This is a genomic window from Maritalea sp. YIW29, assembly GCF_057219265.1.
The window spans coordinates 66,830-81,456 of record NZ_JBXVVF010000002.1; the positions used below are offsets into that span (position 1 = coordinate 66,830).

At 49.8% G+C, this 14,627-nt stretch carries 13 protein-coding genes; 4 read left to right on the forward strand and 9 right to left on the reverse strand.

All coding sequences use genetic code 11. The annotated features are described in order from the left end of the window. Nucleotides 1-105: 105 nt before the first annotated feature. From AC2D8L_RS09430 to AC2D8L_RS09445, 4 genes are all read right to left on the reverse strand, one after another. Nucleotides 106-753, reverse strand: coding sequence for an ATP-binding cassette domain-containing protein (locus tag AC2D8L_RS09430; protein WP_484685229.1), 648 nt, complete (start codon nucleotides 751-753; stop codon nucleotides 106-108). After that, nucleotides 754-2,463 carry an ABC transporter permease gene (locus AC2D8L_RS09435; RefSeq protein WP_484685230.1) on the reverse strand — a complete coding sequence of 570 codons (1,710 nt, stop codon included), beginning with the start codon at nucleotides 2,461-2,463 and terminating at the stop codon, nucleotides 754-756. A gap of 13 nt (nucleotides 2,464-2,476) precedes the next feature. Further along, nucleotides 2,477-3,706 (reverse strand): ABC transporter substrate-binding protein, encoded by a 1,230-nt coding sequence (locus AC2D8L_RS09440; protein ID WP_484685231.1) that lies wholly within the window; start codon nucleotides 3,704-3,706, stop codon nucleotides 2,477-2,479. Between the two features lie 125 nt (nucleotides 3,707-3,831). Further along, nucleotides 3,832-4,302, reverse strand: a complete 471-nt coding sequence (locus AC2D8L_RS09445; protein ID WP_484685232.1) for an SRPBCC family protein — start codon at nucleotides 4,300-4,302, stop codon at nucleotides 3,832-3,834. A 144-nt stretch (nucleotides 4,303-4,446) separates the two neighbouring features. Between AC2D8L_RS09445 and AC2D8L_RS09450 the strand changes: the two genes are divergently transcribed. Genes AC2D8L_RS09450 through AC2D8L_RS09465 form a run of 4 tightly spaced genes read left to right on the forward strand, consistent with a single transcriptional unit; the run spans nucleotide 4,447 to nucleotide 8,879 of the window. Beyond that, nucleotides 4,447-5,631 (forward strand): cell surface protein, encoded by a 1,185-nt coding sequence (locus tag AC2D8L_RS09450; RefSeq protein ID WP_484685233.1) that lies wholly within the window; start codon nucleotides 4,447-4,449, stop codon nucleotides 5,629-5,631. A 54-nt stretch (nucleotides 5,632-5,685) separates the two neighbouring features. Then, a complete protein-coding gene (locus AC2D8L_RS09455) occupies nucleotides 5,686-6,624 on the forward strand; it encodes a DUF6384 family protein (protein ID WP_484685234.1) in 939 nt (312 codons plus the stop codon). Beyond that, nucleotides 6,618-8,093 (forward strand): hypothetical protein, encoded by a 1,476-nt coding sequence (locus AC2D8L_RS09460; protein ID WP_484685235.1) that lies wholly within the window; start codon nucleotides 6,618-6,620, stop codon nucleotides 8,091-8,093. The genes AC2D8L_RS09455 and AC2D8L_RS09460 overlap by 7 nt, the downstream gene beginning before the upstream one ends. Before the next feature lie 12 nt (nucleotides 8,094-8,105). Beyond that, nucleotides 8,106-8,879 carry a class I SAM-dependent methyltransferase gene (locus AC2D8L_RS09465; protein ID WP_484685236.1) on the forward strand — a complete coding sequence of 258 codons (774 nt, stop codon included), beginning with the start codon at nucleotides 8,106-8,108 and terminating at the stop codon, nucleotides 8,877-8,879. On the opposite strand, the gene AC2D8L_RS09470 is transcribed toward AC2D8L_RS09465, so the two are convergent. From AC2D8L_RS09470 to AC2D8L_RS09490, 5 genes are all read right to left on the reverse strand, one after another. After that, nucleotides 8,876-9,454, reverse strand: coding sequence for a hypothetical protein (locus AC2D8L_RS09470; RefSeq protein WP_484685237.1), 579 nt, complete (start codon nucleotides 9,452-9,454; stop codon nucleotides 8,876-8,878). The two genes, AC2D8L_RS09465 and AC2D8L_RS09470, sit on opposite strands and share 4 nt — an antisense overlap. A gap of 70 nt (nucleotides 9,455-9,524) precedes the next feature. After that, the gene (gene edd / locus AC2D8L_RS09475) at nucleotides 9,525-11,348 is read right to left on the reverse strand and encodes a phosphogluconate dehydratase (protein WP_484685238.1); all 1,824 of its coding nucleotides are present in this window, start codon (nucleotides 11,346-11,348) and stop codon (nucleotides 9,525-9,527) included. A gap of 33 nt (nucleotides 11,349-11,381) precedes the next feature. Further along, entirely contained in the window at nucleotides 11,382-12,086 is a 705-nt protein-coding gene (gene pgl / locus AC2D8L_RS09480; protein ID WP_484685239.1) for a 6-phosphogluconolactonase, read from the reverse strand. Further along, on the reverse strand, nucleotides 12,067-13,560 hold the full coding sequence (zwf, locus tag AC2D8L_RS09485; protein ID WP_484685240.1) for a glucose-6-phosphate dehydrogenase: 1,494 nt from the start codon (nucleotides 13,558-13,560) through the stop codon (nucleotides 12,067-12,069). Before zwf ends, pgl begins: the two co-directional genes overlap by 20 nt. 10 nt (nucleotides 13,561-13,570) lie before the next feature. Next, complete coding sequence (locus AC2D8L_RS09490) at nucleotides 13,571-14,461, reverse strand: glucosamine kinase nucleotide-binding domain-containing protein (protein ID WP_484685241.1); 891 nt, start codon at nucleotides 14,459-14,461, stop codon at nucleotides 13,571-13,573. Between the last annotated feature and the right edge of the window lie 166 nt (nucleotides 14,462-14,627).

The following is a 14,627-nucleotide window of genomic DNA, read 5'->3' on the forward strand; positions in this document are numbered from 1 at the left end:
ATCGATAACGGGTGAAGAATTCAAATTCAAGTGTTTTTTGACCGAAAGGTCAAATTCATTGTCAATAATGTGCGATTTCAGTGTGTTTTACCGTATGGTAAAACTTTACAGTGTGATGATCTGGCCACCGGATTTATCTGCGTCGGCCTGATCGTGCGTGACCAAAAGTGTGGGTAAATTTTTTGCTTTTGCTTGGGAAAATACAAAATCCCGAACTTTGTCACGCAATCCAGAATCAAGGGCCGAGAATGGCTCGTCCAGCAAAAGCGCTTTTGGTTCAGAAAGCAAAACACGAATGAGTGCAATGCGAGATTGCTGGCCGCCTGATAACGTCATTGGATCACGATGACCAAGATCCGCCATATTTACCGCCTCAAGCGCAGCGTTCACTTTCGCGCATCGTTCCATTCGGCTGCCCTTGGCAGGTAAACCGAACAGCAGGTTTTCTTCAACGCTAAGATGCGGAAACAAAAGCGGGTCTTGAAACATCAAGCCGACTTTGCGATCCGCTGGGTCCGCATGCGTTATGTCGGCGCTCGCAAGCATTACAGACCCCGTGAACGTAAAGCTCGGCGGAAGAAATCCCGAAATCAGGTTGAGCAATGTCGACTTACCAGACCCCGACGGCCCCATAATCGTTACCACTTCGCCTGGTGAAATATCGACGTCCAGCTCAAAAAGTTTTTGCCTGTCCTGAAACAAAACAAGTTCTTTGAGGCAGAGGGCGTTTTTGTGCGGCTGATTTATGGTCATTTACTTGAAAAATACTCTATTGGGATAAGCAAGTCGCGGAATAAGCGCTGCCGCCACAAATCCAATGGCTGGCAACAATGTCTGCACAAGCGCGTAAATACCGATGATACGCCTGTCGCCACCCGATGCCAATGCCACAGCTTCAGTTGTTATGGTCGGTACGCGCCCAGCGCCGATTAACAAGGTGGGCAAATATTGTGCAATCGAAATCGCCACGCCAAGCGCCGTCGCAAGCAAAATTGGTTTTAGCAACATCGGCAAACGCACCATAAACAAAGCTTTATTTTCACTGGAACCTAATGATGTCGCGACACGCAAGTAACGCAGATCAAAGTTTCGATAGGGCGCTGCGAGCGACAAGAAGACATATGGCAGAACAAAGACGGTGTGCGCCAACGCGACAGGCCAGAAACTTCCATCTAGGTTGAACCGGACAAGCAGCACAGAAATGCCGAACAGGAATGCAATTTGAGGCACTATGAGTGGCAGATAGAGAATGCGCATGGCTGTCGGCGTGAAAGTGACATCGCGCCGATATTCGTTTTCAAGGCACGCGACGGTCAAGGTGATAGAAATTAATGTTGATGTGATCCCGATTGCCATGGCGTTGGTTGCCGGCGTCAGAATTGCCGGCAAGTTTGCAACCCATCGGGAGATCGTAAACGCAGATGGCAAGGCGTTTGGGAACCGCCAAAAACCTGCAACTGACCATATTGCTAAAATCACCAATCCAAGAATTGAAGTCAGCACCGTTAGACCCATCACGCCCGTGGACGCTGCCTTGAACCAGACGTCAGATTTATGCCGATGTCCATTGATGATGGCGCGACGTCCCACATAGGAAACGACAGCTTCGCCAATACGCCACAGCACCAAAGCGGTGACGGTCGCCCCCAATTGCCAAACCGCACCAGCGGCAGCAATAAAGCGCATTTCCAACTGTGGATCGTTCATCCAGCGCAACAACTGAACCGGCAGCATTGCAGGGAAATTTGGCCCCAAGATCAAAGCCACGTCCACGACAGAAGACGAAAAGGCGACAACCGCATAAATAGGTAGTCGCATTTGCTTGTAGAACGAAGGAAACACCGTCGAGAACCAAGCCCACACTTGTCCGTAACCGAATGAACGCCCAACTTTTAGACGTTGATCGACATTAATCTGGCTGGAGACTGACAAGCCTACCAAAAACAGAAACGGAATTTCCTTCAGCACCAAACCCCATAGCAACGCGTTACCAATCGGATCGTTGACGATCAGCCAATCAGGCGGGTGGTGGGTGAACCCGGTTGCCCACGGCGATAATAGTCGAACGATCCAGCCTGAAGGAGCGATTAAAAACGCGAAGCCGAACGCTGCTGCTGCATGGGGCACCGACATAAGGGGTGAAATGAAATGGGTGAGCGTGCGAAATAGTTTGTTGCCCCATTGGGACGCAAAGAAGCTAACAACGATGACCAACGACAAAAATGTCGTCGCCAGACCGATCCAGATCGACAGATGAACCGAGTGCCAAAAGCCCGGTTTATGGGTCACGTCATGTAGATATGTGAACGTGAGCTGTTCGCCACCAAGAGAAGGAAAGAAGCCAAATGCAGGCAATAGAACGCCGACCAGCCCCGCAACCAGCGGCCCAATCAGTGCAAAAATCATCAAGACTGGGGCAAAATCCAGCGGCTCTTTGCCCCAGCTTTTCACGTGTAACTTCATAAGGGTCTAGGCCCTAATTTGCACGGACGTATCTTTTTGCCCATTCTTCTTCAAGCTTAACAGCCCAAGTGGCGTCGGGTTCAAGCAATGTTGCGCCAAACTCATCGGCGGCCAAAGTGGCAGGTCCACGCACCAAGGCATCAAACAATGCTTTGCCTTCAGCAGGCAATGCGTTGATGTTTAATACAGATGGGTCACCCCATACATTCTCGTCAGCCTTCTTGGCTTGCGCTTCAGCGGACAAAAGGAAATCTGCCACAACCATCGCGCCTGCCCTGGCGTTTGCATTATATGGAATGGTCACAAAATGAGAGTTACCCATTGAGCCATAATCAAGAACGAAGGAACGTACAGTATCCGGCAATTCAGATGCCGCGATCGCAGATGAAGCTTCACCTGGGTTAAACGTCATCGCAATGCCAATTTCGCCATCTGCCAGCAAATTCTTCAGTTGCGTCGTATCGGCTGCATAGACTTCGCCTGAACGCCATAGATTCGGTTTTAGACGATCCAAATAAGCCCAAAGGGGCGCCGTCACCGCGTCAAAATCTGCTTCGTCTGCTGAAGTGCGCAAAATAGCTTGGTCTTCAACCAAACCATAAAGCACTTGCTTTAGAAAAGTTGTTCCGATGAAGTTCGGGGGAGCTGCGTAAGTGAAACGACCGGGGTTTGCTTCAACCCACTTGGCCAAGTCTTCTAAGTTCGTTGGCGGTGTTTCCATCCATGCACTATCGTAATAAAAAGTCAGCTGCGCCATGCCCCATGGGCTCTCTTGCCCATCAACTGGCACGGTAAAATCATAAGTCAGCGTTGGTTTGCCGGCGACATCTGCATATTGATAGTTAGGCAATTTTTCGGCCCAATTGCCGCCCACCAGCAGGTCCTGACGTTTCATCGAAGCAAAATTTTCACCATTGATCCAGATTAGATCAACCGATCCGCCTTCATCGCGCCCTGCAGCTTTTTCTGTCACCACCCGGTTTACCGCGTTCGCAGTGTCGTCCAATTTCACATGATTGAGGGTGACGCCATATCTGGCTTTCACTTCGTCACCAACCCACGCGATATAGGCGTTGATATTAGGCGCACCGCCCCACGCATTGAAATAGACCGTCTGCCCTTCGGCTGCTTTGGTGACTGATGCCCAATCGGATGGATCAAGCTCTTGTGCAAGGCTCGTTCCAGCGAGTACCGTCGATGCTGCAATGCCCAATGCAGCCACTTTTTTTACAAGTGTTTTCAAGATTTTCCCTCAACAAAGTTCATTTAGTTCGCTGCACAAAAGCACCTGCGCGTAAAAGAATGCAACACACTTTGATGTTATAGCAATGTGAGCAGAAAAACTGAAATGGCTTTCAGCAACGACCGTTAATCGTCGTCTTTGTTGACTGGCGTCGCGGTTGCGCCAAACTCGGCGGCAAATGTTTCAAAGAACCTATCGATTACCCCTTGGGCAGCTCCGCTTACCAGTTTTGAGCCAATTTTCTCAACAGAACCGGATAATTCACCAAAAGCGGAGAACTTTAGTGTTGAACCATCTTCATGGTCCCCAAGTTCAATGTCTGCAAAGCCTTTGGCAAGGCCTAAAATACCACCCCGACCTTGCCCAGAAAGCGTATAACTTTGCGCGGGTTTGATGTTGGAGAGGACCAAGTCGCCAACGATCTTGGGCTTGAAAAGGCCCAAATTGACTTTGATAGTTGCCTCAAGGGCGTCATCTTCAATCCACTCAATTCTTTCACAACCAGGAATACAGGCTTTAAGGATATCGGTGTCATTTAGGGCTTCCCAAACAGCCAATTTGGGTGCGGAAATGATGTAATGTCCAACAAATTTCATGAAAGCCCTTTACCTCTGCCGATAATGACACAATATCTCCAACACATGGTAACATGGTTGCAAGCTGTCAATTGTTAGCTGTAAAAAGCTTTGAGGGCATTAATTTTTAAGGGCGGAACGCCCAAACATTTGGGAAACATCATCATGGCAAATGAACTTGCAGAAAAGCCGTTGCAATATTTGGACAAAGCAATGGGCGCAATTCGCGAAATGGGCTTGTGGCCCGAAAATACCGAAGAAGCACCAATTACTGCGCTTCTGGAACAAATTACAGAGTTGGACGAGACCCGAGTCATTCTGATTGGTCGAACGTTAAACCAGGCCAGCATCTTCAACGAAGTTGTTCGCACCCAAATCGCAGCGATGAGCATTGGTGAGCGTTACGAGGATATCACCAACGGGTTTGATTCCATTCGTGACGATGCCAAAGGCATGGTTGACCAACTCGAAGATGGCAAGTTGGACATTTTTGAGCGCGCGTCGAACGTGTGGATGAAAGTTTCTCGCGGCGATATTCCAACGCGCTTTGATAAAATTCGTGACATTTATCTAGCGGTTACCGCCGACACTAAAGATCAGATTGATCGCGAGCACACCATTTTGGAAGCCTACCGTGATTTCCGTGGTGCGCTTAAGCAATCCGAAGTGATGGCACTTGAAGTGTTCGAAAAGGCTGAAGTTGCTTTGCAGGAACGTAAAGACGCTTTGTCTGCTGCAACAAAAAAGCTTGAAGATTTTGCTGACGGCACCCCAGCTGACCGTGCGCGCCTCGAAATGGGACGCGACGAACGCCTTCGGGAAATGCAGAACGAAGAACGTCGTTATCAGATCGCGAAAGACCTTTCCGACAACCTGACCATTTCTTACAACACTTCAGAAGTTGTGATGGCGCGTTTGATGCAAACAACGAATGCAAAAGAGCGCGTATATCAACAATCGATCTCGTTCTTCTCTACCAACGAGACAGTTTTGACTGCCCTAAGCGCGTCATTTACCGGTCTGTTCGGCTTGCATGAAAGCACTGAAACTTTGAACGCGATGAAAGAAGGCATGTCCAAAAGCCTTGAGACATTGGCTGATATTGGCGACACCGTGCAGGAAGAAGCGCTTAAAGCAGGCTATGGTCCTACTATTCGTGCCGATGCTGTCACCAAGCTCGTGGATAGTGTCGTGAATTTCCAAGAAAAATCTCGCACCATCATCAATGAAATGCGCGATCAGGCGACGAAGAACTCTGCCGAAATTCGCGATTCTGTAGAAGATGGCAAGCAGCGCTTGGCGAAGCTGGCCGCCGAAGGTAATACAATTATGCTTGAGCAAAAAAGCTAGTAAAACGAAAAAGCATCTGGCGTGTTTTAGCGAACGCATGGTGAGTTGAGCTGAATGAACAAAACCAAAACAAATAATGCAGCACCGCTTGATGAGGTGATGTTGGCAATGGATGTGGTGGACACACTACGCCATAGCGAGAAACTTGTGGCTCGGGAATTGAGCGAAGAAGATCGTGCCAGCGCGCTAACAGAGCGGCTGCGCGAGGTTTATCGTCAGCAAGGCATCGACGTGCCAGATCGCATTTTAAACGAAGGTGTGGCCGCGCTTAATGAAGCGCGGTTCGCCTATACCCCACCGTCTGGCGGTTTGGGCTACATGCTGGCACGGCTTTATGTTTCTCGTGCCAAATGGGGGAAGACCTTTTTGGGCTTGGCCCTAGCCATAATCGTTGGCGTAGCGGGATACAATTTCGTTTATAAACCATTTGTCGCCGGGCAATCTGTGGCAGAAATCGCGCGGGTGCAAGTCGAACTTCCGGCGCAAATGGACGGCCTGTTGGCTCAAATTCAATCCATCTCAAAGGTTGAAAGTGCCGTCGTTTCTGCTCAACAAACGGTGGACCGTGGCAAAAGCGCAGCTGCCGCTTCAAACAAAGAACGCGCTGAGTTAGCTCTCGCAACGTTGACCGGCACCCTCACTCAATTGCAAGACGAATACCGGCTGCAAATTGTAAATCGCGAAGGCGCGGATACTGGAGTTTGGACATTTCCAGATGTCAATCAAGAGGCACGCAACTTTTATGTAATCGTTGAAGCGATAGGAAGCGATGGCAGTGCCCAATCGCGCAGCATTACCAATGAAGAAACAGGTCAGGCTGAACAAGTTGACCAATGGGGTGTGCGTGTGAGCGAAGTTGTTTTCAACGGCGTGCGCGACGATAAGTTGGATGATGGTATCATTCAAAATAACATTCTTGGACTGAAGCAATTTGGCTATTTGGATGTCGATTATGTCATCCCAGTTTTGGGCGGTGAGATAACGCAATGGTAAAAAGACGCAAAAAAGTTTCCGGCCCCGAAGCGCTGCGCTCGCTTGATCGCGCACTTGACGAAATTCGTCACGAAGAAAAGCAATTAACTCGGCTATCGGCCGACGCATCGTCGCGCATTGGACGTTTGCGCGAAGTTGAAGCAGAACAATTCCTTTCCCTGGCAGAACTGCGCCTTGATCCGGCCCGAAAAACAGAAGTCTCCGGCGAGCTATCTCGCGCTGAGAAACAAGCACGTTCGATTCTTGAAAAGCACGAAAGCCAAAGCAAAGATATTGGCGAACGTTTAGACGCCATCGATGACGAAATTAAGAGCATTTCCGCCAAACGCGATGACGCGCAGGCCATTTATGAAAAAGCGGAAGCGGAACTCGATGATCTAAGCGGCGAAGTTTTTCGTGGGTTGAAGTCTGACGAGAAATATCAGGCGCAACTAGCAAAGTCTGACGAAGCGAAAAGCATCGCGGAACATGCTTTAAAGAAAACTGAGACTGCCGAAGCCGACAGAGAAGAAAAGGGTCGGCCATATCGGGAAGACCCACTTTTCATGTATTTGTGGGAAAATGGCTATAACACCAGTTCCTACAGCGCCAACAATCTGGCTCGGTTCTTCGACAAAATGATCGCCGATATGGTGCGCTATCATGATGCGAAACCAAATTTTGCGATGCTCAACGAAATACCGATGCGCCTGCGCGAGCATGCGGAGCGGTTGCTGGTGGAAGCCGATGACGAACACCAAAAACTCAAAAAGCTAGAAGACAAAGCCTTTGATGCTGCAGGGGGTAAGACTTACCGCTTAAACTCGGAAAAAGCGGCAAAGGAAATTAGTGCTATTGATGAGGCGCAAGTACGGCTTGAAGATGAACGCGACGACCTTGCACGTAAGCAGGCCAAACTTTCTGACGGTAGCGATGGCGCCTACAAAGAAGCTATAGAGACATTAACAGACGGACTTCAACGCGAGACGTTGGACGAACTCTACGCGGCGGCACGCCAAACTTCGTCTAGAGAAGATGATCTAATTGTCCGCAAAATCGATGCAGTACGTGATCAAATTGTTGAACAAGAAAATGAGATATCTGAATCAAAAGGCCGGCTGAAAACCCTCGCTTCGCGTCGCCGTGAGCTGGAAGACATTGAATGGGAATTCAAGAAGTCCAACTTTGATGATCCGCGGATGAAATTCGACGATGATCTGGTTGAAGACCTGTTGGGCGAATTCCTGAAGGGCGCAATTTCAGCTTCCGGATATTGGGGTCAGTGGCAAGACGCTCAGCGTGGTTCGGGCTACTCCAAATCCAAGAGTAAATCCAAACGCTCTAAATCCGGCCCTTGGAGCAAGGGCAATTTGGACTTTGGTTCATTCGGCACGCCCAGCGGTGATTTTTCACGTCCGCGCAGATCGTCGCGCAAGGGATCAAAAGGCAGCCGCAAGCATGGAAATTTTAAGACAGGCGGCAAATTTTAGTCTGGGGAAAATATGACAGGTGTCCATGAAAGTGCGGCAGCGGGATATCAGTCTGCTGCAGAAACCTATCAACGTGGACGCCCCACTTATTCACCGAAAGTTCTAAATTGGCTGCGCGACGAGCTTGGTATCAAGCCAACAAACATTGCCGTTGATTTAGGCGCCGGCACCGGAAAATTCACGCAACGCCTTATAGAGATTTGCGACAATGTCATTGCAGTCGAGCCAGTCAACGAAATGCGCCAGCAGCTAACGAAAGCTCTACCCGACGTTGGAACATTTGAAGGCACGTCAACCAAGATCCCACTAGAAGATTCATCTGTTGATTTTGTGATCTGCGCCCAAGCATTTCATTGGTTTGCAACTCCAGAAAGTCTGACAGAAATTGAGCGTGTCCTAAAACCTGGCGGGCGACTTGGCTTGGTGTGGAATGTCCGGGATGAAAGCGTTGATTGGGTTGCCGAACTGACTAAAATCGTCACCCCTTATGAGGGTGACGCGCCGCGTTATTACAAGGGCGATTGGAAAAAAGTGTTTCCGAGCGATGGTTTTAGCTCGCTCAAAGAAACCAGTTTCGTCCATGCGCAAACTGGCACCCCCGCCGACGTCATCCGAAATAGGTTCATGTCCGTCAGTTTTGTCGCCGCACAAAACAAAGAAACGCGCGCGTCAATTAAAGGTCAAATTGATGAACTGATGGCAACACACCCAGCGCTTATAGGCAAAGAAGAGATTTCTTTCCCTTACGTCACAGAGTGTTTTTGGTGTGAGAAATCCGCTTCCTAGCAGTCACGAACCGATTTATTTTTCGTTTGTTCCAACAGCTTCTTGAGAGAAAAATTCTCTAGGAGTGGCATAAGGTCTGATGAAGGTGAACGCGCAATATAGATGCTGAATTTTTCGCGATCATAGTTCAGTTGCACCGTTTTACAGAAGTCTGGTTCAACACCGATAGACAGGCTTGTGCCCTTGGTCCTCTTCGACTTCATGTCGCGCATCAAAGCTTGATGTTCTTTGACCTTCACTTTTGCATCTTCAGAGAATTTGAACAGGTGTAGAACTTGATTGCGATCTTGTGGAAGGTTTGTCAGCGCTAGGCCGCTGGCTTTAACAGGTACCAGCGCAAATCTAGTTTCAACCGGCGCGCCGCCTTCCGCCTCAATATTCATTGTGAATTTTGTCGTTTCAGGGTGCACTTCCAACATTGGCGAAGCCTGAACGCCAAATATCATGCTAGCGATATCATCTTCCAACGGATCGAAACTCGACATGGCATGCATGGTTCGTACTGTATTTAGGGACATACATGCGCTTAGCGTTAGAGCCAGCGCTGCTGCTGAAATCAATTTAAAGTATAACAAATTTTCCACCCACGAAATTATCTTTCGCGGGTGAATTAATCTTGCAATTTTGACTTTATTAGGGCGTTACCTAAACGAGTTCACCCAATGCACTAGCGCCTTTATCCGCAGAGCCTACCATCGCACGGAATCCAGAGAACAATTCACGACCAAGTCCATGGTGCGAAGCGCTGAGATCTTGTGTCGCCAAAGGACGTGCGTTGAACTCGTGTGCATCCACAAGAACTTCCAGCGTGCCCGCTTCTGCGTCCAGCCGCAGCATATCGCCGTCCTGAATTTTTGCGATAGGGCCACCATCAACTGCCTCTGGTGTAAGGTGAATGGCGGCAGGGATTTTGCCTGATGCGCCGGACATACGTCCGTCGGTCACCAAAGCAACCTTGTAGCCACGACCTTGAAGAATACCAAGCGGTGGCGTCAATTTGTGTAATTCTGGCATCCCGATAGCTTTTGGACCAGAGAAGCGCACTACGGCCACCATATCGCCCTCTAGCTCGCCTTTTTTGAACGCCTCCTGCATTTCATCTTGTGAATGGAACAAACGCGCTGGGGCTTCGACAAACCTATGTTCTTCTTTCACCGCAGAGATTTTGATCACGGATTGACCAAGATTGCCGTTGAGCAATTTCAGGCCGCCAGTTGCAACAAAAGGTGCTGAAGCTGGCGCTAGGACTTTATCGTTGCCCGAAGTCTTTGGCGCGGCTTCAAATCTGATTTTTTCACCATCCAATTTTGGTTCCTGTGCATAGGTGCTCAGGTTCGAACCCCAAATGGTTTTTACGTCATTGTGCAACGCACCATCATTGAGCAATTGATCAATCATGAAGCCCATGCCACCTGCGGCGTGGAAATGGTTCACGTCTGCCATGCCGTTCGGGTAAACCCGCGCGAGCAAAGGTGTGCAGTCAGAAAGATCTGACATGTCTTCCCAAGTGATTTGTATACCTGCTGCAGCAGCCATCGCAATCAAATGGATCGTATGATTGGTCGACCCGCCTGTGGCGTGCAAACCGATCATGCCGTTGACGATGGCTTTCTCGTCGATCACTTGACCAGCAGGTGTAAACTCGTTGCCAAGCGCCGTAATGGCCAGTGCCCGTCGTGTCGCTTCCTTGGTCAATGCAGCACGCAATGGCGTGCCCGGGTTTACAAAGCTAGAGCCGGGAATGTGCAAGCCCATAATTTCCATGAGCATTTGGTTGGTGTTGGCCGTGCCATAGAATGTACAAGTGCCGGGCGAATGATAGCTGTCGCTCTCAGCTTGCAGCAGTTCATCCCTGCCAATTTTACCCTCAGCATATAGTTGGCGAATGCGTGCTTTTTCGTCGTTCGGCAGACCAGATGGCATAGGGCCCGCTGGCACGAAAACGGCCGGGATATGACCAAAGGTAAGCGCTGCAATAACCAATCCGGGAACGATCTTATCGCAAATGCCCAAGAACATCGCCGCGTCGAACATATTGTGGCTCAAACCGATGGCCGCTGACATGGCAATTACATCGCGCGAAAACAGCGAAAGGTCCATGCCCGGCTGACCCTGGGTCACCCCGTCACACATGGACGGGACGCCGCTTGCCACTTGTGCCGTTGCGCCTGCTTCACGCGCTGCCGCTTTAATCACATCAGGATAGTCATAATAGGGCTGATGGGCGGATAACATGTCATTGTATGACGTGATGATACCGATATTTGGGGTAATGCCGTCCGATAGCTTTTCTTTGTCTCCGGGGGCGCAAGCCGCAAAGCCGTGGGCTAGGTTGCCACAAGAAAGCGCTGAGCGGTGAACACCGCGTTTAACCTGCGCATCCATGCGATCAAGGTATATGCGGCGGGTTCGTTCGCTGCGCTTAATAATCCGGTCGGTGACGTCCTTGATTTGTTGATTAACGCTCATCGGTCATCTCCATCTATTTGATTGTGGCACCAACTATGGGCACCAATATACATTCAGTGGTGTCTGGTTTTGGCGCAAAACGGCGCGAACTGGCATACCCTGCGTCGCGCCTTCACCAAGCGCATTTTCAAGAACTTCAGCTTTGGCATCGCCTTCAATATGAAGCGCCAAAAAGTCTGTCTTCAACAAGGCCGGTAGCGTAAATGTGATACGTTCTTCACCCGCACCTGCGGCGCGCATAGAAGAAAACATTGCGCTTGAATTCATGTCTATTGAAGCGTCAAGATTATCGCCACCGGGGAAGAAACTTGCCGTGTGGCCATCTGTTCCCATGCCCAAAATCACGACTGACACTGGTTGTGCCATATCATCAAATTGAGCGCTTAGTTCAGGAATGCCCTGATCAGCAGACTTGCCCTCGACAAACAGCGGTTCAAACCGTGCCGCGGCGGCTGGACCTTGCAGCAGGTTATCTTTGACCAATTTTGCGTTGGATCGGTCAGAAGTTGGCGAAACCCAACGTTCGTCTACAAGCGAGATAAACACTTTAGACCAATCTAACTCCGCCGTGCCGAGATGTTGAAACAACAGTTTGGGTGTTGAGCCGCCGGACACCAAAAGGCTTGCCTTGCCATTTCGGGCAATTGCGGACGACAACGCTGCAGCAATATCGTTTGCTAGCGCTACAGCCAATAGATCTCTATTTGCAAATTCTGACTTAGAGGGCTTGGGGGTCATCAGATTCCTCGTGCCATGTGCGGCCATCTCGTTCAATTAGGGCGATGGAACTGGTTGGTCCCCATGTCCCGGCCGTATAGGTGTGTAGCGGGGAGCTATCGTTGTCCCATGCTTCACGGATTGGATCGATCCAACGCCATGCGGCTTCTAGTTCATCACGGCGCATAAACAATGTTTGGTTGCCACGTACTACGTCCATCAACAAGCGCTCATAGGCTTCAGGTGTCCGCTGCACAAATGTATCGGCGAAACTCAAATTTAGTGGAACCTGACGCAAGCGCATGCCACCGGGACCGGGGTCTTTAATCATGAGGAACATTTTCACGCCCTCATCAGGCTGCAATCGCAACACTAAACGGTTGGCTTTTGGTGCACCTTCAGACCGAGAAAACATCGAGTGCGGGATCTCGCGGAATTGAATGACAATTTCAGAAGCCCGCGTTGCCATCCGTTTGCCGGTGCGCATGTAAAACGGCACGCCGTTCCATCGCCAGTTTTCAACTTCAGCCTTAATCGCAACAAAAGTTTCCGTGTTTGATGTCGCGCCTTCGCCCAACTCTTCAAGATATCCGGGAACTTTTGTTTCCTCAGAAGCAACGCCGCGATATTGGCCGCGAACTGTCAGTTTTTCAACTTCGTCGCCGGTAATGGGCTTAAGGGCACGCAAGACTTTTAGTTTTTCATCGCGCAACGCATTTGCCTCGTCAGAAGCAGGCGGCTCCATCGCCACAAGGCACAAGAGTTGCAACATATGGTTTTGCACCATATCGCGCAGCGCGCCTGATTTCTCGTAGTAACTACGCCCACCAGAACCAACGCTTTCAGAAACCGTGATCTGAACATGATCGATATGGGCAGAGTTCCAAATCGGCTCAAACAGCGCGTTGGCAAATCGCAGGGCCAACAGGTTTTGCACTGTCTCTTTGCCCAGATAATGGTCGATCCGATAAACCTGCTCTTCGCTGAACACTTTCGCCACTGTATCGTTGATGTCGATCGAAGATTCCAAGTCCCGGCCAAGCGGCTTCTCCAGAACAACCCGAGCATCAGGCGTCCAGTAATTTCTGGTCGCTAAATAATCGCAAATTGGTTCAAATAGGAAAGGCGCAACAGCCAGATAAAAGGCCCGTACAACTTCAGGGTCATCGCGCAAAGCATTGTCTAGTTCTGACCAACCATTCTTGTCAGTAACGTCGTTCGCAATGTAGGAAAAACATGACGTAAAGACTTCGAGTTGCTCTTCATCAACCGCATCGGCTTCTACAAATTGATTTACCGCATCTTTGGCGAAGGCACGAAACTCATCGTCTGACATTTTAGTCCGCGAGACGCCGATAATGCGAGAATTATTGTCAAATTGGCCATCGACAAAGCGGTGATACAAAGCTGGAATAAGCTTTCTTTGAGATAAATCACCGTTTGCGCCAAACACCACATAATCAAATGGCTTTACTGGAATTATTCGGCTCGACATATCTTGCCTCCTAGCTCTGTTGAGCGGCTTTTGCCATCAAAAGCGCTCCATGCTGTGCATCTGCGCGCGCGCCCAAAACGAAATTGGGGTGACGTTCTTCTAAAACTGGCAGCAACCGCTCACCAAATCCACCAACGATGGCCAACTTCTTAGCGCCGCGTGCCTTGAACCAAGTCGCAAATTGATCGATTTGTGCGAACTCAAAAGCCATCATTTCATCAGCGATTGGATCGCCTTTTTCATAAAAATCCATGAACAATGGCACCAAACTGGCAAAATCTTTCGGCCAAGCCTTAAACGACCAAGCCATAATTTCATCACAAGAACCGCCAAGTTTTTTCGCGATTGCATCTGTTAGTGGCGAGCCGGAAACCAACCCGTCCAAAGCCTCAATTGAGCGACGTGCCAAAGCGCGGCCCAAGATCGCTCCAGAAGCTGTATCTGAGATATGAAATCCCCAACCACCGACAGGATGAAGCTTGCCGTTGACCTTAGCCAACCCAGCGGACCCCGTGCCAACGATTAGCACGGCGCCATCTTCGCCCATATGCGCGCCTTCGCGTGCTGTCTCTACATCATTGTGGACAAGCGTTTGCGCAAACGGATAGCTGCGGGCGGCAAAGTCGCGGCGCGACGATTCAAGGTGTGCGCCAGCAAGCCCCAAACAAGCAACCGTTTTGCTCATCTCGGCTTCGCCCAATCCGGCCATTTCAAACACTTTTTGGCCGACTTCGATTATTGAACCATACGCTTGCGAGCCATCACCAATGGTGGTGTTCGCTGGACCGCCACGGGCTTCCGCAATTGTCTCAAGATTTTGATTGGCAAGTCTGGCGCGGCAATTGGTGCCGCCGCCGTCTATTCCGAGGTAATAGTTTTGCCCATTTTTTTGGTTTAGCACCTGGCGCTCTCCTGCATTGTGCGCGGGTGGGAAGACACGATGCGATACATAATGGCAAATCATCTTAGACGAAAGTATTATTCGCGCCTTTTGTAACAAAAAGTCCACCTCTTGCGTTTTTTTACGTTTCGACGCAGTTTCAGCCGCTGATATCACCTCTTGACCC

Coding starts and splice junctions, on each gene's coding strand:
- zwf (WP_484685240.1), bottom strand. CDS start 13,560: ATGTCGAGCCGAATAATTCCAGTAAAGCCATTTGATTATGTGGTGTTT.
- AC2D8L_RS09445 (WP_484685232.1), bottom strand. CDS start 4,302: ATGAAATTTGTTGGACATTACATCATTTCCGCACCCAAATTGGCTGTT.
- AC2D8L_RS09465 (WP_484685236.1), top strand. CDS start 8,106: ATGACAGGTGTCCATGAAAGTGCGGCAGCGGGATATCAGTCTGCTGCA.
- AC2D8L_RS09430 (WP_484685229.1), bottom strand. CDS start 753: ATGACCATAAATCAGCCGCACAAAAACGCCCTCTGCCTCAAAGAACTT.
- AC2D8L_RS09435 (WP_484685230.1), bottom strand. CDS start 2,463: ATGAAGTTACACGTGAAAAGCTGGGGCAAAGAGCCGCTGGATTTTGCC.
- AC2D8L_RS09450 (WP_484685233.1), top strand. CDS start 4,447: ATGGCAAATGAACTTGCAGAAAAGCCGTTGCAATATTTGGACAAAGCA.
- pgl (WP_484685239.1), bottom strand. CDS start 12,086: ATGACCCCCAAGCCCTCTAAGTCAGAATTTGCAAATAGAGATCTATTG.
- AC2D8L_RS09460 (WP_484685235.1), top strand. CDS start 6,618: ATGGTAAAAAGACGCAAAAAAGTTTCCGGCCCCGAAGCGCTGCGCTCG.
- edd (WP_484685238.1), bottom strand. CDS start 11,348: ATGAGCGTTAATCAACAAATCAAGGACGTCACCGACCGGATTATTAAG.
- AC2D8L_RS09455 (WP_484685234.1), top strand. CDS start 5,686: ATGAACAAAACCAAAACAAATAATGCAGCACCGCTTGATGAGGTGATG.